Source organism: Pantoea sp. MT58 (assembly GCF_014495885.1).
Classification (GTDB): Bacteria; Pseudomonadota; Gammaproteobacteria; order Enterobacterales; family Enterobacteriaceae; genus Pantoea; species Pantoea eucalypti.
Genome location: NZ_CP061083.1, coordinates 1,420,100 through 1,445,044 on the forward strand (window position 1 = coordinate 1,420,100; position 24,945 = coordinate 1,445,044).

Sequence of the window (24,945 nt, forward strand, 5' to 3'; positions counted from 1 at the left end):
TAACTAACTGTTAACTGGAACGGTGTCTGAACCCTCCGCCGTGAGGGCGACTAATCTAACCAGCGACGCGCCTGTTCATCGGTGATATCACGATAATAGACGCGATGGATTATTTCGTTACAGCCTGAGCAGCGTGCGGAAATATAGGTTGAAAAATAATATCTGCCACTGGGTGCGACGGCACCCTGACGTTCAATAATAATATCCTGCCATCGATGACGGTGTGGAATAAGCGCTAAAAATCGCATCATACATCCTGCATAGTATGAAGTTCCGCTTCAGGAGGTAACTAACCTCATGAAATAAAATATTTTTTACGATGATGCTGCAAGCAGGTTAATTATTATTATGCAGTCAGAGACACTGCAGGAAATATTTCCTGTCAGGGGATAAATAAAGCTAACTATAAAGAGGTGTTTCGTTAACCCGCAGCATTAAGCCTTTTTTTGTGACCTCAGGCGTTGATCGGGATCATATGAATTGTTTCAGCACGGATTATTTCCCCGACAGGTGTCGCTTGCTTTCACCGTATAGCTCTCCTATGCTGCAAGCCGTAACACGACTCGGGGTGCCGCTTTCCACACGGAAAGGGCTGAGAAAAACCCGCTGACCTGAACTGGATAATGCCAGCGTAGGGAAGTCTGATGCCTGACCGCATTCGCCTTCTTGTTCGCCGGTTGGGAGCTACGATGACACATCAATCTCAACACCTTTCTGCCGCGCACTTCGCGCCCATCCTGCACACTTTCCGCCGTCAGTCACCGCTGGTGCACTGCATGACCAATGACGTGGTTCAGAACTTCACCGCCAATGTACTGCTGGCACTTAATGCCTCACCGGCGATGGTGATCGATCCGGAAGAAGCCGCAGAGTTCAGTGAATTGGCCGATGCGCTGCTGATTAATGTGGGCACGTTAACCCGCGAACGGCAGCAGGCGATGCAGGCTGCCATCACTGCCGCTAATCTGGCGGGCACACCCTGGACACTCGATCCGGTTGCGGTCGGCGCGCTGACGCTGCGCAGTGACTTCTGTCAGCAGTTATTGAGTCAGCAACCGGCGGTGATCCGCGGCAATGCATCAGAGATTCTGGCGCTGGCACAGCAGGCCAGTGGCGGGCGGGGCGTTGATACACTGCATCAGGCGGATGCGGCAATTGATGCAGCACAGCAACTCGCTGAGACCTGGAAAACGCTGGTGATCGTCACCGGTGAAGTGGACTACGCCACGGATGGTCAGCGGATCCTCGCCATAAGCGGTGGCAGCCCGTTAATGACACGGGTGGTGGGCACCGGCTGTGCACTCTCCGCCGTGGTAGCGGGCTTCAGCAGTCTGCCTGGTGATCGTCTAATGAATGTCGCGGCCGCCTGTCAGTTCATGGCCCTGGCGGGGGAAAAGGCAGCGGCGCAGGCTGCCGGGCCGGGCAGTTTTGCCACCGCGTTTATTGATGCCCTCTGGACGCTGGAGGTCGGCAATGAAGCGCATTAATGCCCTGACGATTGCCGGTACCGATCCCAGCGGCGGGGCAGGCATTCAGGCCGATCTGAAAACTTTCTCGGCTCTGGGCGCCTATGGCACCAGCGTCATAACCGCGCTGGTGGCACAAAACACGCAAGGCGTGCAGTCTGTTTACCGGATTGCACCTGACTTTGTTGCCGCCCAGCTCGATTCGGTGCTGAGTGATGTGCGCATCGACAGCGCAAAAATTGGCATGCTGTCAGAAACGGCTATCGTAGAGCAGGTTGCTGCCCGGCTGAGAAAGGCTGATATCCCGTTTGTGGTACTGGATACCGTGATGGTCGCAAAAAGTGGCGATGCGCTGCTCTCGCCAGACGCCGTGGCCAGCGTACGTGAGCTGTTATTGCCGCAGGTCTCGTTGATCACACCGAATCTGCCGGAAGCGGCGGCGTTGCTCAACTGTGCTGTCGCCAGCGATGAGGCGGAGATGCGCGAGCAGGGACGGGCATTGCTGGCGCTGGGCTGTCAGGCTGTGCTGATGAAAGGCGGACATCTTACGGCGGCAGAGAGCCCGGACTGGCTGATCACGCATTCCACTGAGCAGCGATTCAGCACGTCTCGCGTCAACACCCGTCACACCCATGGCACCGGCTGCACGCTGTCGGCCGCCTTAGCCGCGTTGCGTCCGCGTCATGCTGACTGGGCAGAGACGATTGGGGAAGCCAAAAACTGGTTACAACAGGCGTTGTTAATGGCAGATACGCTGGAGGTCGGGAAGGGCATCGGGCCGGTTCACCATTTTCATCAATGGTGGTGACGGCGAAGACCCGCACCGGCCTGACATTCAGGCGGTGCGGGTGATGAGCGATTAGGGTGCTTCAAACCAGGCGCTGTTACGCTCGGCAATGGGGGTGATTGAGAAGATCATCTCCTGCAGGTGGCGACGCATCGCCGCTTCGGCGGCATTGTCGTCATGGCCCTTGAGCGCGGCAAAAATCTCTTCATGCTGCTCAATCAGCTTTTCTGGCGGCGAGACTTCACTCAGCGTCAGAAAGCGCACGCGGTCCATTGCCGCTTTGATGTTCTCCACCGTCTCCCAGGCCAGCTTGCAGTCGATACTTTCAGCGATCAGGCGATGAAACTCATCGTCCAGCGTAAGAAAAGCCTGGCTGTCATGGCGCTCAGCAGCCATGCGCTGCAGCTGCAGGTTATGTTCCAGCGCCATCAGCGACGAATCGTCTATCTCCAGCGCCGCACGACGAACCACCGACACTTCCACCGCTTCACGGATAAAGCGGCCATCCGCTACCCGCTTAGCGGAGATTTTGCGCACAAAGGTGCCGCGCTGCGGCAATACCTGTACCAGTCCGGCTTCAGCCAGCTTGATGAACGCTTCGCGCACCGGCTGGCGTGAGACGTTGAAGCGCGCGGACACTTCCTTTTCAGAAAGCAGCGAGCCTGGCTGAATTGCGCAGGTGACAATATCTTTGCGCAGATACCGGTAAATCTGCTGATTTACCGGTTCGCTGGTCGTAATGGTATAGGCGATCGACATGCAGCAATATCCATATTACGGCTGGCAAAAGCCAGCGCGATGGGAAAGTGCCAGTCTAATCAGCGCGCTGCGTCTGCGCCAGCCCTTTTAGCTGCGGTTGAGAGACTGATGCACCGTCGTGCGCGCGCCCTGAGCGGTCAGTTTGTTATACCAGGCGGTCAGTCGGCCGACCACATCGGCATTCTGCGCCAGATCGTCGCCAAACACTTCGCGCATGGAGAGTAACGCCCGAACACGCGCTTCACCCTCTTCGCTGCTGGCGACGCATTCTGCCAGTTGCGCTTTCATCGGATCACGAATCTCAATCGGCTGACCCTTCTCATCAATGCCGCCGACATAGCGCATCCAGCCCGCCACGCCCAGCAGCAGCAGGTCGCAGTCGCTGCCGCGCTGCAGGTGCCAGCGCAGGCTATCAAGCATACGTTGTGGCAGCTTCTGGGTGCCGTCAGTGGCAATCTGTCCGGTGCGATGTTTAATCGCACGGTTTTCATAACGGGCAATCAGCGAATCGGCGTATGCATTGAGATCCACGCCCTGAGTGCGCAGCGTCGGGGCTTGCTCATCCACCATCAGTGAACGGGCGGCGGCGCGGAAATGAGGATCGGCCATGCAGTCGCTGATGTACTCATAACCGGCCAGGAAGCCAAGATAGGCCAGGAAAGAGTGGCTGCCATTCAACATCCGCAGTTTCATCTCTTCATAGGGCAGGACATCGCTGACCAGCTCTGCGCCTGCTTTTTCCCACGCCGGACGACCATTAACGAAGTTATCTTCGATCACCCACTGGAAGAAGGGTTCCGCTTCAACCGCAACGGGATCGCTGCAACCCAGGCGCGCGTTCAGCGCGGCAAATGCCGCATCGGTCATGGCCGGAACGATGCGATCCACCATGGTGGAGGGGAAGGTGATGTGCTGCTGAATGTAGTCTGCCAGCGCCGGATCCTGATACTGTGCCAGCTGCACAATCACATTACGGATGACGTGACCATTTTCCGGCATGTTGTCGCAGGACATGACGCTGAACGCAGGCAGATCCTGCTTCCGCCGGCGGCGAATCGCGGCCAGAATCAGACCCGGCAGCGAGCGAGGCGAGTCTGGATTCTGCAGATCGTGCACGATGTCAGGATGATCGGGGTTTAAATTTCCACTGGCGGGCTGATGGCAATAGCCTTTCTCGGTGACGGTCATAGAGACAATGGCCACCTCTGGCTGACTCATTGCGTTGATCACCGCCTCAATCCCATCACTTTTGCCGTGCAGCGCCTGAGTAATCACGCCAATGACCCGGGTTTGCAGTGAGTCATCGGCCATCTCTGTCAGGGTATAGAGCAGATTTTGCTCACGCAGAGCCTGAATCAGATTGCCGCTGTTGAGGTTAACTTCGCAGTAGCCCCAGTCACTGCCCTGTTCAGCCAGCTTATCGCTGCAGAGTGCCTGATGCGCGCGGTGAAACGCACCAAAACCAATATGTACCATGCGAGTCTTTAAATTGCTGCGGTCGTAAGTGGGGCGCTGGACCTCAGCGGGCAGGCGATCAATCTGTAACATACTCCGTCCTTATGGCAAACGGGGCGCATGGCGCCCCGAAATCATCGTTCTGTTAGCGGAACAACACTCAGACCGAAACCGGTTTATCCTGGGATTTCGGACTGCGAATCACGAACAGCACCAGGAAAGCCCCCAGCGCGGCGACACAACCCGCCAGTACAAAGGCGCTATCGAATTTACCGGTGTGCTGGACAATAAAGCCGGTGACGATCGGCCCGATGATGCCGGAGAGGCTACCCACCAGATGGATAAAGCCGCTGATGCTGCCGATACGACTCTTGTGTACCACATCCTGAATAATCGCCCAGTAGATCGCGCCGGTGATATAGAGAAAGAAAATCGACACCGACATCATCATAACGGCGGGAACCACTTCTTTTATCGTACCCGCCAGTGCCACACAAATTGCGGCTGCCAGCAGTGAGACAACCAGCACAATTTTACGGGACAACAACAGTTTGCCGGTGATATTGAAGATTTTATCGGAGATCCAGCCACCCAGCGCCAGACCAACGAATCCGACTATCCACGGGATCATGGTGGTGATGCTCATGGATTTGATATCCAGGCCGTGCGCCTGCACCAGATAGGCCGGGAACCAGCTCAGGAAGAAGAACAGGATGTAGTTGTAGCAGAAGAAGGCAAACGCCGTGACCAGGATAATCGGCTGGCGCAGGTAGTAGCCAAACGGATGCGGCGTTTCAGCCAGGTCAACCTCATCATTCGGATTGGTGGCTTTCAGGCGATCAATCAGCAGACGCTCTTTTTCGGTGACAATTTTGCTTTTTGCCGGGTTATCAGCGGCAAAGAAGAGCCAGAACGCCATCCAGACCAGACCGATACAGCAGACGATCACAAACGCCGGACGCCAGCCATAGGCCAGAGCAAGATAGCCAATGATCGGGCCGGCGACGGCGCCACCCAAAGGTGAGCCGGCACTCAGTAAGCCCATCGCTGTTGCGGCCTGTTTTTTCGGGAACCAGCCGTTAATGGCTTTGTTGGCTGAGGAGCAGATTGGGCCTTCCGCCATGCCGAATAGCACACGCAGAATCAGCAGCGACCAGAAGCCGGTCGCCAGTGCGGTCATGCCGCAGAAAATGGACCAGGCACCCACCGCCACGGCCAGCACGATTTTCGGGCCAAAGCGGTCAGTGGCGAGGCCGCCGACAAAGTTAAACAGGGCATAGCCGAAAAAGAAGCTGCCGAATATCATGCCGAACTGCTCAGCATTGATCGCCAGATCTTTCTCCACCAGCGGCACCGTCAGTGACAGGGCAACACGATCGAGGTAGTTGATCATGTAAACCAGGAAGAGCAGCAAAACGAGGGTCCAGCGCAGATTCTTGAACATACAAACTCCGTGATCTGTTTTCTTTTTTAATCAGGCCGGCGGGTACGCACCGGCGAAGGAGACCTGGTGTTCAGCGGGAGTTAACCCATTTGCAGGATCACTTTGCAGCAGGTGCGCGGATCTTTTTCGAACAGGCTCATCGCGCGTTCAATCTCCTGCAGCGGGAAGTAGTGCGTCACGAGTTTCTCTGGCTGGATCAAGCCTTTTTCCATCCACGCGATCACCTGTGGAAAGCGGTTGCTGTTGAGACGCGAGGTAAACAGCGACAGCTCTTTGCTGGTCAGGCTCTGCTGAGTAATGCTGCACGGTTCGCCGGAGAAGCCCAGCAGACCGATACGCGCGGCCGGTGAGGCGAGCGCGGCGGCTTCTGCCAGAATAGCGGGATGGCAGGCGGCGTCGATAATCAGCGTGGGCTGGACGCCCTCAAGCTGTGCTGCCAGTGGGATTTCGCTGTTATCGAACAGCTGATCGGCACCACTCTCTTCAGCCAGCGCCAGGCGTTCCGGCAGACGATCCACCACCATCACTTTTTTCACTTTATAGACGTTTTTCAGTACCTGAATCGCGGTAAGCCCCATTGGTCCGGCGCCATAAATCAGGGCGACATCGTCTGGCTGCGGCTTAAGAAACGCCGTGATGTTGGCTGCGATGGTAAAGGGCTCAACCAGGCTGGCAAGCTTGTCGGGGATGGCGTCCGGCAACTCCCAGGCATTTTTTGCCGGGGCCAGCGCATAGTCGCTGAAGCCGCCGTCGCGATGCACGCCAATCACCTGCAGTGTGGTACAGACATTGGGGCGGCCTACCGAGCAGGGATAGCAGCTGCCGCAGCTCACCACCGGATCGACCGCCACGCGCTGACCCAGTCGGGCCGCATCGACTCCCGTACCTACCGCATCGATCACACCAAAAAATTCGTGACCAATAACCCGAGGATATTTCGCGAACGGGTTATGGCCGTGCCAGATATGCACATCCGAACCGCAGATACTGGCATAGGCCACTTTGACCCGGACTTCACCTGCCGCCGGTTGTGGCAGTGGACGTTCAGCTATCACCAGTTCGCCTGGCTGTTCAATAACAACACTTTTCATGAGCTTCTCCTTACCAGTTCCACAGGGTGCCATCTTCAAGACGGGCGACCGGCAGATAGGCAGGTTCATAGGGATATTTCGCAGCCAGTTTCTCGTTGAACTCTATGCCAAGGCCCGGTTTGTCGCCGGGATGCATATAGCCCTGATCAAAGGTCCAGTTTGCGTCAAATAGCTCCATCATCTGTTCAGAGAAGCCCATGTACTCCTGCACGCCGAAGTTCGGCACCCAGAGGTCAAAGTGCAGTGCCGCCGCCATGCAAATCGGGGAGAGATCTGAAGGACCGTGGGAGCCGGTGCGCACCTGATAGAGCGAGGCAAAATCAGCGATACGTCGCATACCGGTAATGCCGCCCGCATGTGTGATGGTGGTGCGGATGTAGTCGATCAACTGCTCTTCAATCAGCTGCTTACAATCCCAGATGCTGTTAAACACTTCGCCCACCGCAATCGGCGTGACGGTGTGCTGGCGGATCAGACGGAAACACGCCTGATTCTCAGCAGGCGTCGGATCTTCCATCCAGAACAGGCGATAATCTTCCACACTTTTACCAAAACGCGCGGCTTCAATCGGTGTCAGGCGATGGTGCATGTCATGCAGCAGATGCTCATCGAAACCAAATTTGTCGCGGATAGCCGCAAAGAGTTTCGGCGTGAAATCGAGGTATTTCTCGGTTGACCAGAACTGCTCTTCCGGCCAGTGACCTTTGGTTGCCGGCTCGTAAGCCAGGCCTTTGCCTTTCGCCATCCCATAGGTGGTTTTCATGCCCGGCACGCCGCACTGGGCGCGAATCGCTTTGAAGCCCAGCTCTTTGTGTTTCGCGTAGTCATCCATCACTTCATCAATGGAATGGCCGGTGGTGTGGCAATAGACCATAACGCCAGTGCGTGAGGCACCACCCAGCAACTGGTAAAGCGGCATATTGGCGGCTTTACCTTTGATATCCCACAGTGCCATATCGACCGCAGAGATAGCGGACATGGTCACCGGACCGCGACGCCAGTAAGCGCCTTTGTAGAAATATTGCCAGATATCTTCGATCTGATGGGCATCGCGGCCAATCAGCTGCGGACAGATGTGATCTTTCAGGTAGGAGGCGACCGGTAATTCACGGCCATTCAGCGTGGCGTCGCCAATGCCGGTCAGCCCCTGATCGGTGGTGATTTTTAGGGTGACAAAGTTTCTGCCTGCGCAGGTTACAAATACTTCCGCCTTAACAATTTTCATCCTGGTGCCTTTCAGTCAGCGTTCAATGATGAAAAAGTACGCACTTTAATACTACCATACAAGTTGGTCTGGCAGAGTTGTGAACCCAGTCACAGAGTGTTTCAGGGGTAGCCAGGCGCGGCATAAAGGGGAATGAAAGAGGCGCTTTTTACAAACAGAGATTCAGACCGGCATTAAAAGGGGGCTTTCGCCCCCTTACTCAGCCTCAGGAAAGGAGTTCACACTGTGGTGGCAGGCGACAGCTTAATGCGCCTGCCATCACCTCAATCACGAATTCCCGTCCTGAAAGCGGCTCGCCATCAAGGTTAAAGGTCATTTCATGCGGAGAACGGATGGTCAGTGACTCCAGCTGTGCGGTGACGATGCCCGGATTGTCATCGTCGCCCGTCAGTGAGTGCAACAGGGTCGGCAGCAGCTCCTGTGCGGTGACAATGCTGACGTCCAGCCGGCCATCGTTAATCAGGGCCGAAGGGCAGAGTCGCTGACCACCGCCCGCCTGACGTCCATTACCAATACCAATGACCAGCGCATCACCCTGCCAGTTGAAATCGGGACCGCTGATCTCGCAGGTATCAGGTTTCAGCGTATCCATGCGCATCAGGCCGTGAATAAAATAGGAAACACCGCCCAGTGCCGACTTTAGCTTTTCCGGGGTTTCCGTGGTGATGCGGGTGCCAAATCCACCCGTCGCCATGTTAATGAAGTAGTGATCCTGGTTCACTCTGGCCAGGTCGATGGTGCTGGCTTTGCCCTGGATCGCCAAGCGTAATGCCGGTTCCATCTCTTCCGGGATGCCCACGCTGGTGGCAAAATCATTGGCCGTTCCCAGCGGCAGGATGCCCAGCACCGGGCGATGATCGGCATTCGATGCCGCCAGCGCCGTCGCGATTTCGTTGATGGTGCCATCGCCACCACCTGCTACCACCGTCTCCGCCTGCAGCGCAATCGCCTCTTTGACGTACCTGTCGCCATCACCTTTTTCAAAAGTGACACGCACCGCAATATCGAAGCCTTCTTCACGAAGGGCAGTAATGGCTTCGCGCAGATCATCATTGCCCGCGCCTTTCCCATTCAGAATGAGTAGCGTTAGCGGTTTATTATCCATTTTGCGTTCCTTGAAGATCTACAGAGTAAGAAGGGGAATTTATAACATAGCTGCCAGCAGTAAATAATTGGCGAAAGAGAGAAAAAAGAAAACCCGCACGGGGGAGCCGGGCGGGTAAATGAGGTGGTTCCAGGTAAATCTGCCGTTTGTTGTTACTCATTAGCAGCAGGCAGGACTATAAAGCAGCGCTGAACAGGGGTCTGTGATCCTGTTCTGATTTCCTCAAAATGTTTCCGTTGGTAAACGATTATGTGGATCCCGGGTATCTTCACCATGATCGAAGTTGCGCAGCAGCAGTGCAAAACGCAGATCGACTTCCTGCGGCACCTGCAACCAGACACGATGGCCATCACCCGGCGCAACCTCTGTGGGTTCGCCGCGCGCGTTCTGCAGCGCATCAAGCTGGCAATTCAGGTTTCCTTCGGGCGTCATGATCTCCACGCTGTCGTGCAGCATAAACTTGTTCTTCACCGCCACTTCAGCCCACTCACCCCGACGCTCGCCGGTAAATTCGCCGACGAATTGCTGGCGATCGGACACGGAAAAACCCTGCTGATAATTCTGATAACTGTCATGCGTGTGGCGGCGCAGGAAGCCTTCGGTATAGCCGCGATGGGCCAGACCTTCCAGCGTTAACAGCAGTGACGGATCAAACGGCTTCCCGGCAGCGGCATCATCAATCGCCCGGCGATACACCTGGGCGGTGCGGGCGCAGTAGTAATAGGACTTGGTACGCCCCTCGATTTTCAGCGAATGAACGCCCATCTCGCTGAGCCGTTCAACATGCGCGACCGCGCGCAGATCCCGCGAGTTCATGATATAGGTGCCATGCTCATCTTCGAACGCGCTCATCACGTCGCCAGGTTTCATCTTCTCTTCCAGCAGAAACACCTTGTCGGTAGGCTGACCGATGCCCAGCACAGGCGTGACATCCTGCACTGCGACAGGCGTGTGAATACCGACGATATTCCCCACCTCATCCTGCTGGCCTTCCTGCACTTTATATTCCCAGCGGCAGGCATTGGTGCAGGTGCCCTGATTCGGGTCGCGCTTGTTCATATAGCCTGACAGCAGGCAGCGACCGGAATAGGCCATACAGAGCGCGCCATGAACGAAGACTTCCAGCTCCATCTCCGGCACCTGCTGGCGGATCTCGCCAATCTCCTCCAGCGATAACTCGCGTGACAGGATTACCCGGCTCAGCCCCATCTGCTGCCAGAATTTTACCGTGGCCCAGTTGACCGCATTGGCCTGCACCGACAGGTGAATCGGCATCGTCGGAAAAGCCTCGCGCACCAGCATGATAAGACCGGGATCGGACATGATCAGCGCGTCAGGCTGCATCTCCACCACCGGCGCCAGGTCGCGAATAAAGGTTTTTAGCTTGGCGTTATGCGGCGCAATGTTCACCACCACATAGAATTTTTTTCCCAGCGCGTGCGCTTCATTGATGCCCAGCGCAAGATTTTCGTGGGTAAATTCATTATTGCGCACCCGCAGGCTATAGCGCGGCTGGCCGGCATAGACGGCATCGGCCCCATAAGCAAAGGCGTAACGCATGTTTTTTAGCGTGCCAGCAGGGGAAAGCAGTTCGGGTTTCATGATCTTCTCACTGATGTCAGGTCAGTATGTCGCTTCAGGCGACAGGTGCAGGACCATTAAGCCCTGCAAAGGGTGCGGAATTGTAGGCAGTGAGAAAAGGGAAGTAAATTGATCGGGATCAAACTAGATCAAATGACAGGCATCGGCTTCCCAGCGATAGCCCATCCCGTAAACAGCGCGGATAAAAGGTTGCTCACTGTCGAGGTTCTCCAGCTTCCGCCGCAGATTCTTGATATGGCTGTCGATGGTGCGATCCGTGACCACGCGGTAGTCATCATAAAGATGGTTGAGCAGCTGTTCACGTGAAAAGACCTTGCCCGGTTCCAGCGACAACGTTTTCAGCAGGCGGAATTCCGCCGGAGTTAGATCCAGTGGCTTTTCGCGCCAGCTGGCGAAGAAGCGGCTTTCGTCGACCCGCAGCAACGAGGCGCTTTGCGGCTCTTCCGCTGAACGCCTGACCCGGCGCAGAATCGTTTTGACCCGTGCGACCACTTCACGCGGACTGAAGGGTTTGCAGATGTAGTCATCCGCGCCCAGCTCTAATCCCAGCAGCCGATCGATCTCCTCGGTACGCGCGGTGACCATAATAATCGGCAGCTCGGAATGACGACGGATTTCACGGCAAAGCGTTAAGCCATCGGTGCCGGGCAGCATTAAATCCAGCAGCATCAGGTCGGGTGGCGTCTGACGCACATACTCCAGCACCGCGTTGCCGTCGGCGATGTGATGGGTACGGTAGTTTGAGGCGTGCAGATAATCGATCATCAGCTGCGCCAGTTTCGGCTCATCTTCGACCACCAGAATCAGCGGGTCGTGGTTTTCCTGGCTCATAAGCGTTTACACAAGGGGAACATAGCGCAAGTGTAGCGCGATTTTCAGTCCACCTAAATCAGAGTGCGACGCATGAATATCGCCACCATGTGCATCAGCGATATTTTTACAGATGGCCAGTCCCAGACCCGAGCCGCCGCTGGCGCGGTTGCGCGAGCCTTCGGTGCGGAAGAAACGCTCAAAAATCTGCACCTGATGTTCTTTATCCACGCCAGGTGCGCTGTCATCAAAATCGATGCACCAGTGGGGCGCTTCATACTTCAGTGTCACTTCAACGCGGCCACCGCTGTCGGTGTAGCGCAGGCTGTTCTCAAGAAGGTTGGTGAATAACTGCATCAGCCGGTCGGGATCGCCAAAGAACGGGGCGTTTTCGGGCAGATTCAGTTTCAGCGTCAGGCCGTGTGCGCGATAGCGTTCGGCAAAGCTGCCCGCCGTCACCTCCAGCAACTGAACCAGATCGGTGGCCTGTTTGCGGTAGGCAAGGGCACCCTCATCCGACAGCGACAGCTGGTGCAGATCGTCCACCAGCTTGGTCAGCACCACCACCTCGCTCTGCAGCGAGGCGATCGCTTCCGGCGTCAGTTTGCGCACCCCATCCTGCATCGCTTCCAGTTCACCGCGCAGGATCGCCAGCGGCGTGCGCAGCTCATGGGAGATGTCGGCCATAAAAGCGCGCCGCATGCTCTCGTTTTTCTCCAGCGAGCTGGCAAGCAGGTTAAAGTCACCGGCCAGCTGGCCCAGCTCATCCCGGCTGCTGACCTCCACGCGGGTAGCAAAATTACCGGCCGCCAGATGATGGGTGCCGTCGACCAGTCGCTTGACCGGCGCCAGCAGACCGCGCGCCATCAGCCACGTCGCCAGTGCCGCCAGCAGCGTTGAAAGCCCCACGATAATCCAGCTGGTGCGCCGCTGCTGTTGATCAAAGTTAATATCGGTGCTGCGCGTCAGCCGCTCCGGCGGCGAGCCGATCACCCAGCCGACCACTTTATTGTTGCTGGTGGTGATGTTGCGTCGTGTGCCTTCGGGTGGCACCGGCGATTTTGGTCCGGCCAGCACTTTATACTGCTGGTCAAGAATCCAGAACTGGGTCCGCCAGCCGTGCGGCGGTAGCTGGCTGTTGCTGTCGGGATTCTGCTCCAGCGAGCGCAGCATGGTAAAGACCAGCCGATCGTTATGGCGCAAGAAATCCCAGTTGCCGTGCTGCTCATACTGATCGGCGAGGGCATCGCTGAGCAGGTTTAACCGCTGCTCGTTGCCGCGTTTAATGTAGTCGACAAAGCCGTGCTCGAAACTCATCCGAACGCCCCAGTGCATGGTGATCAGGACCAGCATGCAGGTAGCGAAAATCGCCATAAACAGTTTGGCACCGATGCCCAGTCGCAGGTTAACTCTCATTTTTCTCTCCGGCGTCGCAAATCAACGTTGGCATTCGTCTGTGGCGGAACGCGCCAGAACACCAGCGCGGGCAGAAGAATAATCAGCGACATGCAAAGGTAGGTATAAATAAACATTGAGTGATTCGCGGTGCTGTTCGCCATGTTTTCATGAGCAAATGCGCCCAGCAACAGCCCGGCGACGGTGACGCCAACACTCATCGACAGCTGCATAATCATCGACAACAGGCTGTTGCCGCTGGATGCCAGCTCATCAGGCAGCTCCTTCAGCGTCAGGGTATTCATTGAAGAGAAGCGAATGGCATTGACCATGCCCTGCAGAAACAGCACCAGCGGCAGTAGCCAGACCCAACCCATGAGCGCCACCAGGGGGAACAGCAGGACCACCAGCGCCAGCGCCACCGTCGACATCACCAGCACGTTGCGGTAGCCGTAAAGATTGACGATGCGCACCACTAAGCGCTTCATCCCCATATTCCCCAGCACCATTGAAATCATCATCAGACCGGCGTGAAACGGGCTGTAGCCCATGCCAATCTGCAGAAAAATAGGGGTCATAAAGGGCAGCATGCCGCTGCCGATGCGGCCGGTAAAACTGCCCAGCAGACCAATGGCATAAACGCGGTTATCAAACAGTTTCAGGCTGAACAGCGCATTATCATTGCCGCGTGCATGTATCAGGTAGAAGAGCAGAGAGAACAGGCCAACGAGAATCATGGCACCCAGTAACAGCGGTGAGCCACCACTGCTGCGCTGGCCATCCAGCGCCAGTGTCAGGGTTGCCATGCCAGCGGCCAGCAGGATAAACCCGGCGAAATCAAAGCGCCGCGTCTGCATGCTGTAGTTGGGCATCAGCATCAGAGTGGCGATAGCGCCGGCGATGCCGACCGGAATATTGATGAGAAAGATCCAGTGCCAGCTGGCGTACTCTACTAACACACCGCCCAGTGCCGGACCCAGCAGCGGGCCAATCTGGCCGGGCAGGGTGACAAAGGTCATGGCGGACATATATTGCTCACGCGGCACGATTTTCATCACCGTCAGGCGACCCACGGGGACCATCATGGCGCCGCCAATCCCCTGAACCACGCGCGACAGCACCAGCTGATCCAGCGTGCCGGACATGGCGCACAGCAGCGAGCCGATACTGAACAGCAGAATCGCGCAGAAGAAAACGTTGCGCACGCCAAAACGATCCGCCAGCCAGCCACTGACCGGCAGCATTACCGCCACTGTCAGCACGTAATAGACGATCACCGAGTGCATGTGCAGCGGACTGACTCCCAGATCGTGCGCCATCGATGGGATCGCGGTATTGACGATGGTGGTATCCAGCGTCTGCATAAAGAAGCCGATGGCAACGATCCACAGTTGCCAGCGGACGTTAGTGCTTTGCGTAGTCATCGATCCCCCCGATAAAAGCATCACGCGCCGTGCCTGCCGACACACTCATTACGGCTATTGCGCGGCGGCGGTCAGCGGACGCTTTTTGCGCCGCAATTTATCCATCATCAGATAGACCACCGGCGTGGTGTAGAGTGTCAGCAGCTGGCTCATCACCAGCCCGCCTGCAATGGTAATTCCCAGCGGTTGACGTAGTTCGGCACCGTCGCCGCTGCTCAGCACCAGTGGCAGCGCGCCAAACAATGCCGCCAGCGTGGTCATCATAATTGGCCGGAAGCGCAGCAGGCATGCCTGGAAAATCGCCTCTCGCGCACTCAGCTGGCCGTTACGCTCGGCCTCCAGCGCAAAATCGACCATCATGATGGCGTTCTTTTTCACGATGCCAATCAGCAGCAGAATACCGATCAGCGCAATCAGGCTAAAGGGCGTATCGAACAGTTCCAGCGCCAGCAACGCCCCGACACCCGCCGAGGGCAAGGTAGAGAGAATCGTCAGCGGATGCACATAGCTTTCGTAGAGGATGCCCAGCACGATATAGACCGCCGCAATGGCTGCCAGCATCAGCCAGAGCTGGCTGCTTTGCGACTGCTGAAACACCTGCGCCGTACCGGCAAAACTGCCGCGCACGCTGGAGGGCACACCAATCGCGGTCATGGTCCGTTCAATTGCTTCCGATGCCTGTGACAGCGACACACCCTCTGGCAGGTTAAAAGAGATCGTCGAGGCGGCTGACAGCCCTTCATGGTTCACCGACAGCGGCGCATTCGCCGGCTGCCAGTGGGCGAACCACGACAGCGGGATGGCTTTACCGTCGCTATTTATCACAAACATCTGTGAAAGGGCGCTGATATCCTGGGTGTAGCGCGGATCGACCTCCATCACCACTTTGTACTGATTAAGCGGCTGATAGATAGTGGAAATCTGACGCTGACCAAAAGCGTTATTCAGCAGGGCATTGGCCTGAGAGACATCAATGCCAAGCCGGGCCATGCTTTCACGATCGTAGGTCAGCGCCATTTCGCTGCCTTTATCCTGCTGATCGGAGTTCACGTCCGCCAGCTGCGGCAGCGCGGAGAACGCCTCGCGGATTTTCGGCTCCCACGTCCGCAGTGCGCCGAGATCGTCCGACAGCAATGAATATTGATAAGCAGCATTCGATTCCCGCCCCCCTGCGCGCAGATCCTGCACCGCATTCAGATAGAGATTGGCCCCCGGCTCTTTCGCCAGCTTAGTGCGCAGCCGGGCGATTATTTCAAGGGCACTCTCTTTACGCTCCGACAGTGGCTTCAGCGAGATAAACATCGAGCCGCTGTTGGTCCGCATCCCACCGGTAAAGCCCACCACGCTGTCCACCGCCGGATCGGCCCCGACAATCTCCATAAAATCCTGCAGCTTGCTGCGCATCGCCTGAAAGGAAATGCTCTGGTCGGCAGAGATAAAGCCGGAGAGTCGCCCGGTATCCTGTTCCGGCATAAAGGTTTTCGGGATATGAACGAATAGCCAGCCTGTCAGGGCGATGGTGGCGAAAAACAGCAGCAGCACCCAGCGTGCATGGTTCAGCACCACGTTAAGCGACCGACCGTAGCCTTGCTGAATCGCCATCAGTAGCCGGCCCACCCCGCGCTGACGTGGCTGGCTGCGCGGCGCGTGCGGCTTCAGCAGATAAGCGCACATCACCGGCGTCAGCGTGACCGAGATAAACAGCGAGATAAGAATCGACACCGACAACGTAATGGAAAACTCAGAGAAGAAGCGGCCAATCAGCCCGCCAATCATCAGGAGCGGCAGGAACACCGCAATCAGCGACAGGCTCATCGACAGCACGGTAAAGCCGACTTCCCGCACCCCTTTTAGCGCGGCAGCCAGCGGCTTCATGCCGGCTTCCACGTGACGGGCAATGTTCTCCAGCACCACAATCGCATCGTCCACCACAAAACCGGTAGCAATGGTCAGCGCCATCAGTGACAGATTATTCAGGCTGAAGCCGCACAGGTACATCGCGGCAAACGTGCCGATTAGCGAAACCGGCACGGCAACGGCCGGGATCAGCGTGGCGCGGCCCGAGCGCAGGAAAACAAACACCACCAGAATCACCAGCGCCACGGCGATAATCAGCGACTGCTCCACTTCATGCAGCGAGGCGCGAATAGTGGGCGAGCGATCCTGAGCAATCTCAAGATCGATGGCAGCAGGGATCACTTCATGCAGCAGCGGCATTTCAGCGCGAATCCGATCGACCGTATCAATGACGTTCGCTTCAGGCGTTTTGCGGATCAGCAGCAGAACCGCAGGTTTACCCCGTGACATTCCGGCGTTGCGCACGTCCTGAACCGAATCCTCTACCGTCGCCACATCCGACAGCCTGACCGCCGCGCCGTTGTTGTAATGCACCACCAGCGGCTGATACTCCCGGGCAGTCTGCAGCGCGTCATTGGTTCGCAGTTGCCAGCGCTGCTGACCGTCATCCAGTGCGCCCTGCGGTCGTCGCTGATTGGCATTGGAGATAGCGGTGCGCACCGCATCCAGCGATACGCCCTGGTTAAACAGTGCCTGGGGATTCAGCGCCACGCGCACCGCAGGCAGCGAACTGCCGCCCACGGTGACATCGCCCACGCCTTCAATCTGTGACAGCTTCTGCGCCAGCTGGGTAGAGGCGTAGTCATAAAGCTGACCCGGATTGTAGGTATCTGAGGTCAGCGTCATGATCATGATCGGCGCATCAGAAGGGTTAACTTTCCGGTAGGTTGGACGCGACGGCATGCCGGTGGGCAGCAGGCTTTGCGCGGCGTTAATGGCGGCCTGCACGTCGCGCGCCGCGCCGTTAATGTCGCGATCAAAATCAAACACCAGAATGATGCGGGTGCTACCCAGCGAACTGGTGGAGGTCATTTCACTGACCCCCGCGATGCGTCCCAGCGAGCGTTCCAGCGGTGTCGCCACCGACGATGCCATGATTTCCGGTGAGGCGCCCGGCAGCGAGGCCGAGATGACGATGACCGGAAAATCGACCTGCGGCAGCGGTGCCACCGGTAGCAGACGGAAGCCCAGCATCCCGGCCAGGGCGATGGCCAGTGTCAGCAGGGTCGTGGCGACGGGCCGATGGATGAAGAGGGCAAAAAACTTCACTCTGCGGCCTCCGTACGGCCAAAGCGTCGGCGGGTAGCATGCGCCAGGCGGTCAAACAGCAGATAGATCACCGGTGTGGTGAACAGCGTCAGTACCTGACTCAGAATCAGGCCACCGACCATGGCGATTCCCAGCGGATGACGCAATTCGGCACCGACGCCGGTGCTGAGCATCAGCGGCAGCGCACCGAGAAGGGCTGCCAGTGTGGTCATCAGAATCGGACGGAAGCGCAACAGACAGGCCTGATAGATGGCATCTACCGGCTTCATGCCCTGTTCACGTTCGGCTGCCAGCGCAAAGTCGATCATCATGATGGCGTTCTTTTTCACGATGCCGATCAACAGGATGATGCCGATAATTGCCACGATATCCAGCTCATTGCCGCTGAGCATCAGCGCCAGCAGCGCGCCGACACCGGCAGTGGGCAGTGTTGAGAGAATCGTAATCGGGTGAATAAAGCTTTCATAGAGCACGCCCAGCACGATGTACATCGCCACGATGGCTGCCACAATCAGCCAGACGGTGCTGCTGAGCGCCGCCTCAAACGCCAGCGTACTGCCCAGGAACTGGGTCATCAGCTCCGCGGGCATGCCCAGCTGCGCTTCCGCCTGCGACACCGCCTTCACCGCATCTTCCAGCGAATAGCCATCAGCCACGTTGAAGGAGAAGGTCGCCGACGGGAACTGGTCCAGATGGTTAATGCTGAGCGGCGTGTGACGCTGTTCAATACGGGCGATGGCGCTCAGCGGAACGCTGCCGCCATCACTGCTGTTAAGGCGAATTGCCTCCAGGCTCTCCAGCCCCGGTGTGGCGTTATTATCCTGCTCCAGCACCACACGATACTGATTTGCCTGGGTATAGATGGTGGAGATGAGTCGCTGCCCAAACGCGTTGTACAGCGCGTTATCGACATCGGCCATGCTGATACCGAGGCGGCTGGCGCTGTCGCGGTCAACGTTGACATAAGCTTCCAGCCCCTGATCCTGCCAGTCACTGCTGACGTCACGCAGCTGTGGCAGGGTACTGAGCCGGGTCAGCAGGGCCGGCACCCAGGTGCTGAGCGACGACAGGGAGCCGGACTGCAGCGTGAACTGGTACGGCGTGCGGCTCGCCTGGGTATCGATGGTGAGATCCTGCACCGCCTGCAGCCAGAGCTGCACGCCCGGCAGCTGACTGACCTGTTGTTGCAGGCGTTGCTGAATAGCCGGAATGCGGTCGTCGCGTTGATCCAGAGGTTTAAGGTTAATCTGCAGTCGCGCGCTGTTCAGTGAGGCATTGGTGCCATCGACGCCGACGAACGAGGTCATGCTCTCAACCGCCGGATCTTTCATGATGATGGAGGCAACGTCGCGGGTGCGCTCTGCCATGCTGGCGTAGGAGACCGACTGCGGTGCCTGCAGCGTACCCTGAATAATGCTGTTGTCCTGCTGCGGGAAAAAGCCTTTCGGGATCACCATCCACAGCAGCAGCGTCAGCACAAGGGTGCCAAGCGCGACCGACAATGTCAGCCAGGGGTGATTCAGCACCCGTTTCAGGCCACGGCCATAGGCGGCCACGATACGATCAAACATCGCCTCGCTGGCCCGTGAAAAGCGGTTCTGTTTACGCAGCGACTCTGCGCTCAGCATCCGGGCGCACATCATCGGCGTCAGGGTGAGTGACACTACTGCGGAAATCAGAATCGCTACGGCCAGTGTTACGGCAAATTCGCGGAACAGACGGCCAATTACGTCGCCCATAAACAGCAGTGGAATCAGTACCGCAATCAGCGAGAAGGTCAGGGAGATAATGGTAAAGCCGATCTCACCGGCACCTTTCAGCGCGGCGGTAAGCGGCTTTTCCCCTTTTTCGATATAGCGCGAGATGTTCTCAATCACCACAATGGCATCATCGACCACAAAACCCGTGGCAATGGTCAGCGCCATCAGCGTCAGGTTATTAATGGAAAAACCGAGGAAGTACATCGCCGCAAAGGTGCCGATCAGCGACAGCGGCACCGCCACCGCCGGAATCAGCGTGGCGGGCACGTTACGCAGGAACAGATAGATAATCATCACCACCAGCGCCATCGCCAGTATCAGCTCAAACTGCGTGTCGTTTACCGACGCGCGAATATTGGTGGTGCGGTCGGTGAGCAGTTTCACCTCTACCGATTTGGGCAGCGTTTCGGTCAGGGCGGGCAACATGGCACGGATATTATCTGCAGTGGCGATAATATTAGCGCCAGGCTGACGCTGGACATTAAGCACAATCGCCGCATCGCGATTGGCCCAGGCGCCAAGCCAGCTGTTTTCTGCTCCCTGTTCAATGGTCGCCACGTCACCAAGACGCACCGGCGCGCCATTTTTGTAGCTGATAATCAGCTGGCGATAATCTTCCGCGGATTTCATCTGGTCATTGGCTGACAGGGTAATAGAACGCGTCGGACCATCCAGGCTGCCTTTGGCGGAGTTAACGTTGGCATTGCTGATGGCGGTTCGCACCGTTTCACTGGTCAGACCCAGCGCCGCCAGCGCCTGCGCATTCATTTTTACCCGCACTGCCGGGCGCTGACCGCCTGACAGTGTGACCAGGCCGACACCGCTGACCTGCGAAATTTTCTGCGCGACCCGCGTTTCCACCATGTCCTGCACCTGCGTCAGCGGCATGCTGCGCGTCGTGACGGCCAGCGTCATGATGGGCGGATCGGCAGGGTTTACTTTGCTGTAGACCGGTGGATTGGGCAGGTCGTTGGGCAACAGATTAGTGGCGGAGTTAATGGCCGCCTGCACCTCCTGCTCGGCCACATCCAGCGGCAGCGTCAGCTGAAACTGCAGTGTTACCACCGAGGCACCGCCGGAGCTTTGCGATGCCATCTGTTTCAGCCCCGACATCTGACCAAACTGACGCTCTAGTGGGGCGGTAATGGAGGAGGTGACCACATCCGGGCTGGCACCAGGATAAAGCGTAACCACCTGGATGGTCGGATAATCGACTTCCGGCAGTGCCGAGACCGGCAGGAACCGGTAGCCCAGCACTCCGGCCAGCAAAATCGCAATCATCAACAGCGTGGTGGCGACCGGACGCAGAATAAACTGGCGTGACGGCCCGCCACTGTGATCGGGAGGCATGACCTGCATTACTCACGCTCTCCTTTTGACGGCAGGGCGGCGCGGGTGGCGCGCGGTGCGTTGCTCTGCGGCGCGACCACCTCGACTTTCGCGCCTTCGGTCAGACGATCCAGACCATCGGTCACGACCCGTTCACCGGCTTCCAGACCGGCGCTGACCACCACTTTCTGGCTATCCTGCAGGCCGGCAATCACGCTTTTCTTGCTCACCTTGTTGTCACTGTTGACCACCCAGACAAAGTGGCCTTCGTTGCCCATCTGTAATGCGGCAGGCGGAATCACAACGGCATTCTGCAAGGTGTTGACCTTGAGCCGAACATTGACGAACTGATTAGGGAAGAGGGCGTCGTCCTGATTATCAAACCGCGCTTTGATTTTTATGGTGCCGGTCGTCACATCAATCTGGTTATCAAGGCTCAGCAGTTTGCCGCTGGCGATTAAATTCTCATTACTGCGATCCCAGGCCTCCACCAGCAGCGGCTGGCCGCTTTTCTGTGCCTTGAGAATGGAACTGATGCTGTTCTCCGCCAGGGTAAAGACCACATCAATCGGGTGCGTCTGGGTGATCACGACGATACCGGTGGTGTCGCCACTGGTGACGTAGTTGCCGACATCCACCTGTTTCAGGCCGACACGGCCGGCAATCGGTGCAGTGATTTTGCTGTAGGTCAGATTGAGCTGCGCACTGGCGACGCCACCCTCATCCGCTTTCAGGGTGCCCAGCGTTTCATTCACCAGTGAGCGCTGGGTATCCAGCTCCTGCTGCGATACCAGCGACGTTTTTGCCAGCTTCTCGAAGCGCGCCAGGTCGCGACGGGCATTGGCCAGCGTCGCCTGATCTTTCGCCAGCTGGCCCTGAGCCTGGGTTAACGCCACCTGGTAAGGACGTGGGTCGACTTCTGCCAGCAGATCGCCCGCGTTGACCTGCTGGCCTTCGGTAAAGTGGATCGCCAGCAGATCGCCATTGACCCGGCTGCGCACCGTGGCCGTGTTAGCCGCCGTGACGGTACCCAATCCGCTAAGGTATTGCGGCACGCTCTGGCTGGTAGCCGTCGCTGCCTGAACAGGGGCGAGTGGCCGACGAGCGCCGTCACCGCTGCCCTTGCCACCTCGAGGCCCGGGCGAGTCCGTCTGGCTGTTGCTCTGTGGCTGGGAAGTGCGCTGCCAGGCATAGTAGCCGCCAGCGGCCACAGCAATCAGGGCCAGTGCGATCAGTGTTTTCTTCATAACAGGGTGTCGGGTGCTCATGATTGTTGATGCTCTCCAGCAGTGACGTAGTCCCAGGCGCAGGCATCAAATGGGTAGCCTGCAAACGACAGAGTGTAGTCGCCTCTGACAGGCAAAATTTGAAGGAAATAAGGATATCTGTCAGGGCCGGGTAATTATGCCTGTTATTACATTAATCGCAGCACAATCGTCATAAAGGCGTGAAAACACTTTGCTATGCTGAGAAACAGGCAGTTTGTCAGGCAAATTAAGGAGCAGATAATGAGTCAGAATCAAACCCGGCAGTTGGGTGACAGTGGGATTACGGTGCCGTTACTGACGTTTGGCGGCAATGTGTTTGGCTGGACGGTGGATCAACCCACCTCGTTTTCTCTGCTGGATGGGCTGGTTGAACGAGGGCTGTGGTTCATCGATACCGCCGATGTCTACTCCCGCTGGGCGCCAGGCAATAAAGGCGGTGAATCCGAAACCATTATTGGAGAGTGGCTGAAAAAAAGCGGAAAACGTGACCAGATCGTGCTGGCAACCAAAGTTGGCATGGAAATGTCGCCTGAGAAGACCGGGCTGAAGCCGCAATATATCCGTCAGGCAGTCGAAGATTCACTTCGCCGCTTACAGACTGACTATATCGATCTCTATCAGGCACACCGCGACGATCAGGATACGCCGCTGACGGAAACGCTGAGCACCTTTGACAGCCTGATCCGTGAAGGTCAAGTGCGCGCCATTGGTGCCTCCAATTACAGCGCAGCGCGTCTGCAGGAGGCGTTGAAGGTGAGTGAATCGCAAGGGCTGGCGCGTTATGAAACGCTGCAACCGCAATATAACCTGTTTGACCGCCAGCCTTATGAGTCGGAACTGGAGCCCGTTGTCATGGCGCAGGGTTTAGGCGTGATCAACTACTACTCGCTTGCCAGCGGTTTTCTCAGTGGCAAATATCGTGATGCAGCAGATGCCGGTAAAAGCGCACGCGGGCAGGGCGTGGTGGAGAAATACCTTAACCCGCGCGGTCTGCGGATCCTGGATGCGCTGGATGCCATCAGTGAAGCCCATCAGGCGACGCCAGCTCAGGTGGCACTGGCATGGCTGATTGCCCGTCCTGGCATCACCGCCCCGATTGTCAGTGCGACGTCGATTAAACAACTCGACGATCTGGCTGGTGCGATGCAACTGACGCTGACCCCCGCGCAGATCGCGCAACTGAACCAGGCGAGCCGTTAACTTCAGGGGCGCCAGCGCCCCTTTTTACGGTATGGCTGTGCAGGAAGTAAGCCCGCCCAAAGAATAATCAATCAGAGATCCCGATCACACTTGCATTAATAAACGGATGTTACGGGAAATTATGCGCACGTATTTATAAAAAACAGCGTTTACCCAGCACTATCCTCTGCGCGTCACTTCCCGTAACTCACATAAGAATAAACAAGATGAAAAACAGAAAAGCACCCACCTTTTCCGCTGCCAGTATGGCAACGGGCACCCTGATCCTGGCCATTTTTTCTTCACAAGCCATGGCTGCTGACGCGCTGAGTCCGGACTCCGAATGGATGTTTGGTGACTGGGGCGGCTACCGAACGCAATTGCAGGATGACGGCATCAAGTTTGACGTCAACTACACCATGGAGAGCGCCGCAAATTTAGGGGGTGGCGCAAATACCAACACCACCATGCGCTACAGCGACCAGTGGACGTTCGGTACCAATTTCGACCTGCAAAAGCTGCTGGACTGGCAGGATGCCGAATTTCAGATGACCGTGACGAATCGTAACGGACAGAATGTTTCTGAGCAGGTCGCGGATCAACGCACCGGGATGCTCTCCTCCGTGCAGGAGGTGTATGGTCGCGGCCAGACCTGGCGTCTGACACAGTTCTGGTTACGCAAAGGATTGTTTAACGATGTGGTCGATCTGAAAGCCGGACGCGTGACGGTGGGTGAAGACTTCGATAATTTCGATGGCAACCTGTTCCAGAACCTGGCACTGGGCAGCGGACAGGCAGGTAACTGGCGCGGCGACCGCTGGTTCAACTGGCCGGTATCGCAGTGGGGCGGTCGGATTAAGTTCAATATCACCCCGGAGGTCTTCTTCCAGGTTGGTTTCTACAATCAGAACCGAGCTAACTATGATCGTGGAGATGGCTTCCGTCTGGATACCAGCAATTCCGAGGGCAATCTGGTGCCGGTGGAACTGGGCTGGAAACCGACGTTCGGGCCGGAGAAATTACCGGGTAACTACCGCATCGGTTATTACTATTCGTCGGTGGATGGCGATGTTTATGGCAGCTGGCGCAATGGCGGCTATCAGGATCAGGCGCATGCCTATGGCGGCTATCTGCTGTTACAGCAACAGCTGACCGCGCAGGATGGCGATGTGAATCGTGGTCTGGGCGTGCGGGTTCAGGCGGTGATGAACGATCACAAGACCTCGAAGACGGATAACTACCAGTCTATCGCGTTTACCTGGACAGGACCGTTTGATGCCCGTCCTCAGGATGAGATCGGCGTGGGCGCGTCGCGTATTCATGTGAACAGCGACTACACCCGCGCTCTGCGTCAGCAGAATCAGGCGAATGGCGAGAGCCGCTTTGACAGCCCGACCTATCTGCCGCTTCAGGAAGGTTCAGAGTACAACTATGAGGTTTATTACAACGCCAAAGTGACGAACTGGATGTCACTGCGACCAAACCTGCAGTATGTGGTGGCGCCAGGCGCGGTAAGCGAAGTGAAAGATGCGTTTATCGGCGGTATCAGCGCCAATATTGCCTTCTGATTTACAGCCCAAAAGGGCTCAGATGTATCAGGCAGACTGCTCCCAAACGTAAAGCGGTGGGAGCGTGCTCATCGTTGTCTGCAAACAAAAACGATAAGCAGTTGCCGTTTGAGATTGATGACGAAGTTTGGCTCGGTTAGCTGTGAGATCGA

Annotated in this window: 18 protein-coding genes and 1 riboswitch; of the genes, 4 read left to right on the forward strand and 14 right to left on the reverse strand. The window is 57.1% G+C overall.

Annotated elements, in window-relative coordinates:
• Window positions 1–50: 50 nt before the first annotated feature.
• A complete protein-coding gene (locus IAI47_RS22160; protein WP_004571258.1) occupies window positions 51–248 on the reverse strand; it encodes a hypothetical protein in 198 nt (65 codons plus the stop codon).
• A 306-nt stretch (window positions 249–554) separates the two neighbouring features.
• Window positions 555–655: riboswitch (TPP riboswitch) on the forward strand.
• Between the two features lie 34 nt (window positions 656–689).
• On the opposite strand from IAI47_RS22160, the gene thiM reads away from it, so the two are divergent.
• A complete protein-coding gene (gene thiM, locus IAI47_RS06805) occupies window positions 690–1,487 on the forward strand; it encodes a hydroxyethylthiazole kinase (RefSeq protein WP_008926103.1) in 798 nt (265 codons plus the stop codon).
• The gene (gene thiD, locus IAI47_RS06810; RefSeq protein ID WP_008926102.1) at window positions 1,474–2,274 is read left to right on the forward strand and encodes a bifunctional hydroxymethylpyrimidine kinase/phosphomethylpyrimidine kinase; all 801 of its coding nucleotides are present in this window, start codon (window positions 1,474–1,476) and stop codon (window positions 2,272–2,274) included. Before thiM ends, thiD begins: the two co-directional genes overlap by 14 nt.
• A 51-nt stretch (window positions 2,275–2,325) precedes the next feature.
• On the opposite strand, the gene IAI47_RS06815 is transcribed toward thiD, so the two are convergent.
• From IAI47_RS06815 to IAI47_RS06875, 13 genes are all read right to left on the reverse strand, one after another.
• Window positions 2,326–3,012, reverse strand: a complete 687-nt coding sequence (locus IAI47_RS06815) for a GntR family transcriptional regulator (RefSeq protein WP_004571261.1) — start codon at window positions 3,010–3,012, stop codon at window positions 2,326–2,328.
• Window positions 3,013–3,099: 87 nt separating this feature from the next.
• Complete coding sequence (locus IAI47_RS06820) at window positions 3,100–4,560, reverse strand: mannitol dehydrogenase family protein (RefSeq protein WP_008926101.1); 1,461 nt, start codon at window positions 4,558–4,560, stop codon at window positions 3,100–3,102.
• Between the two features lie 67 nt (window positions 4,561–4,627).
• Window positions 4,628–5,911 carry an MFS transporter gene (locus IAI47_RS06825; RefSeq protein WP_004571263.1) on the reverse strand — a complete coding sequence of 428 codons (1,284 nt, stop codon included), beginning with the start codon at window positions 5,909–5,911 and terminating at the stop codon, window positions 4,628–4,630.
• Window positions 5,912–5,991: 80 nt separating this feature from the next.
• On the reverse strand, window positions 5,992–7,002 hold the full coding sequence (locus IAI47_RS06830) for a Zn-dependent oxidoreductase (protein ID WP_004571264.1): 1,011 nt from the start codon (window positions 7,000–7,002) through the stop codon (window positions 5,992–5,994).
• A gap of 10 nt (window positions 7,003–7,012) precedes the next feature.
• Window positions 7,013–8,227 carry a D-mannonate dehydratase ManD gene (manD, locus tag IAI47_RS06835; RefSeq protein ID WP_008926100.1) on the reverse strand — a complete coding sequence of 405 codons (1,215 nt, stop codon included), beginning with the start codon at window positions 8,225–8,227 and terminating at the stop codon, window positions 7,013–7,015.
• Window positions 8,228–8,432: 205 nt separating this feature from the next.
• Complete coding sequence (yegS, locus tag IAI47_RS06840) at window positions 8,433–9,332, reverse strand: lipid kinase YegS (protein WP_004571266.1); 900 nt, start codon at window positions 9,330–9,332, stop codon at window positions 8,433–8,435.
• A gap of 222 nt (window positions 9,333–9,554) precedes the next feature.
• Entirely contained in the window at window positions 9,555–10,937 is a 1,383-nt protein-coding gene (gene yegQ, locus IAI47_RS06845; RefSeq protein WP_033743228.1) for a tRNA 5-hydroxyuridine modification protein YegQ, read from the reverse strand.
• 120 nt (window positions 10,938–11,057) lie between these two features.
• Window positions 11,058–11,765, reverse strand: a complete 708-nt coding sequence (gene baeR / locus IAI47_RS06850) for a two-component system response regulator BaeR (protein ID WP_004571268.1) — start codon at window positions 11,763–11,765, stop codon at window positions 11,058–11,060.
• A gap of 6 nt (window positions 11,766–11,771) precedes the next feature.
• On the reverse strand, window positions 11,772–13,160 hold the full coding sequence (gene baeS / locus IAI47_RS06855) for a two-component system sensor histidine kinase BaeS (protein ID WP_004571269.1): 1,389 nt from the start codon (window positions 13,158–13,160) through the stop codon (window positions 11,772–11,774).
• Complete coding sequence (gene mdtD, locus IAI47_RS06860) at window positions 13,157–14,563, reverse strand: multidrug transporter subunit MdtD (RefSeq protein ID WP_033743226.1); 1,407 nt, start codon at window positions 14,561–14,563, stop codon at window positions 13,157–13,159. The genes baeS and mdtD overlap by 4 nt, the downstream gene beginning before the upstream one ends.
• Window positions 14,564–14,617: 54 nt before the next feature.
• Complete coding sequence (gene mdtC, locus IAI47_RS06865; RefSeq protein ID WP_004571271.1) at window positions 14,618–17,689, reverse strand: multidrug efflux RND transporter permease subunit MdtC; 3,072 nt, start codon at window positions 17,687–17,689, stop codon at window positions 14,618–14,620.
• Complete coding sequence (locus IAI47_RS06870) at window positions 17,686–20,808, reverse strand: MdtB/MuxB family multidrug efflux RND transporter permease subunit (protein ID WP_008926097.1); 3,123 nt, start codon at window positions 20,806–20,808, stop codon at window positions 17,686–17,688. Before IAI47_RS06870 ends, mdtC begins: the two co-directional genes overlap by 4 nt.
• Entirely contained in the window at window positions 20,808–22,046 is a 1,239-nt protein-coding gene (locus IAI47_RS06875) for an MdtA/MuxA family multidrug efflux RND transporter periplasmic adaptor subunit (RefSeq protein WP_008926096.1), read from the reverse strand. Before IAI47_RS06875 ends, IAI47_RS06870 begins: the two co-directional genes overlap by 1 nt.
• A gap of 240 nt (window positions 22,047–22,286) precedes the next feature.
• Between IAI47_RS06875 and IAI47_RS06880 the strand changes: the two genes are divergently transcribed.
• Together IAI47_RS06880 and IAI47_RS06885 are read left to right on the forward strand one after the other, a co-directional pair.
• Window positions 22,287–23,246 carry an aldo/keto reductase gene (locus IAI47_RS06880; protein WP_008926095.1) on the forward strand — a complete coding sequence of 320 codons (960 nt, stop codon included), beginning with the start codon at window positions 22,287–22,289 and terminating at the stop codon, window positions 23,244–23,246.
• Window positions 23,247–23,452: 206 nt separating this feature from the next.
• Window positions 23,453–24,793 (forward strand): carbohydrate porin, encoded by a 1,341-nt coding sequence (locus IAI47_RS06885; RefSeq protein ID WP_008926094.1) that lies wholly within the window; start codon window positions 23,453–23,455, stop codon window positions 24,791–24,793.
• Window positions 24,794–24,945 lie beyond the last annotated feature (152 nt).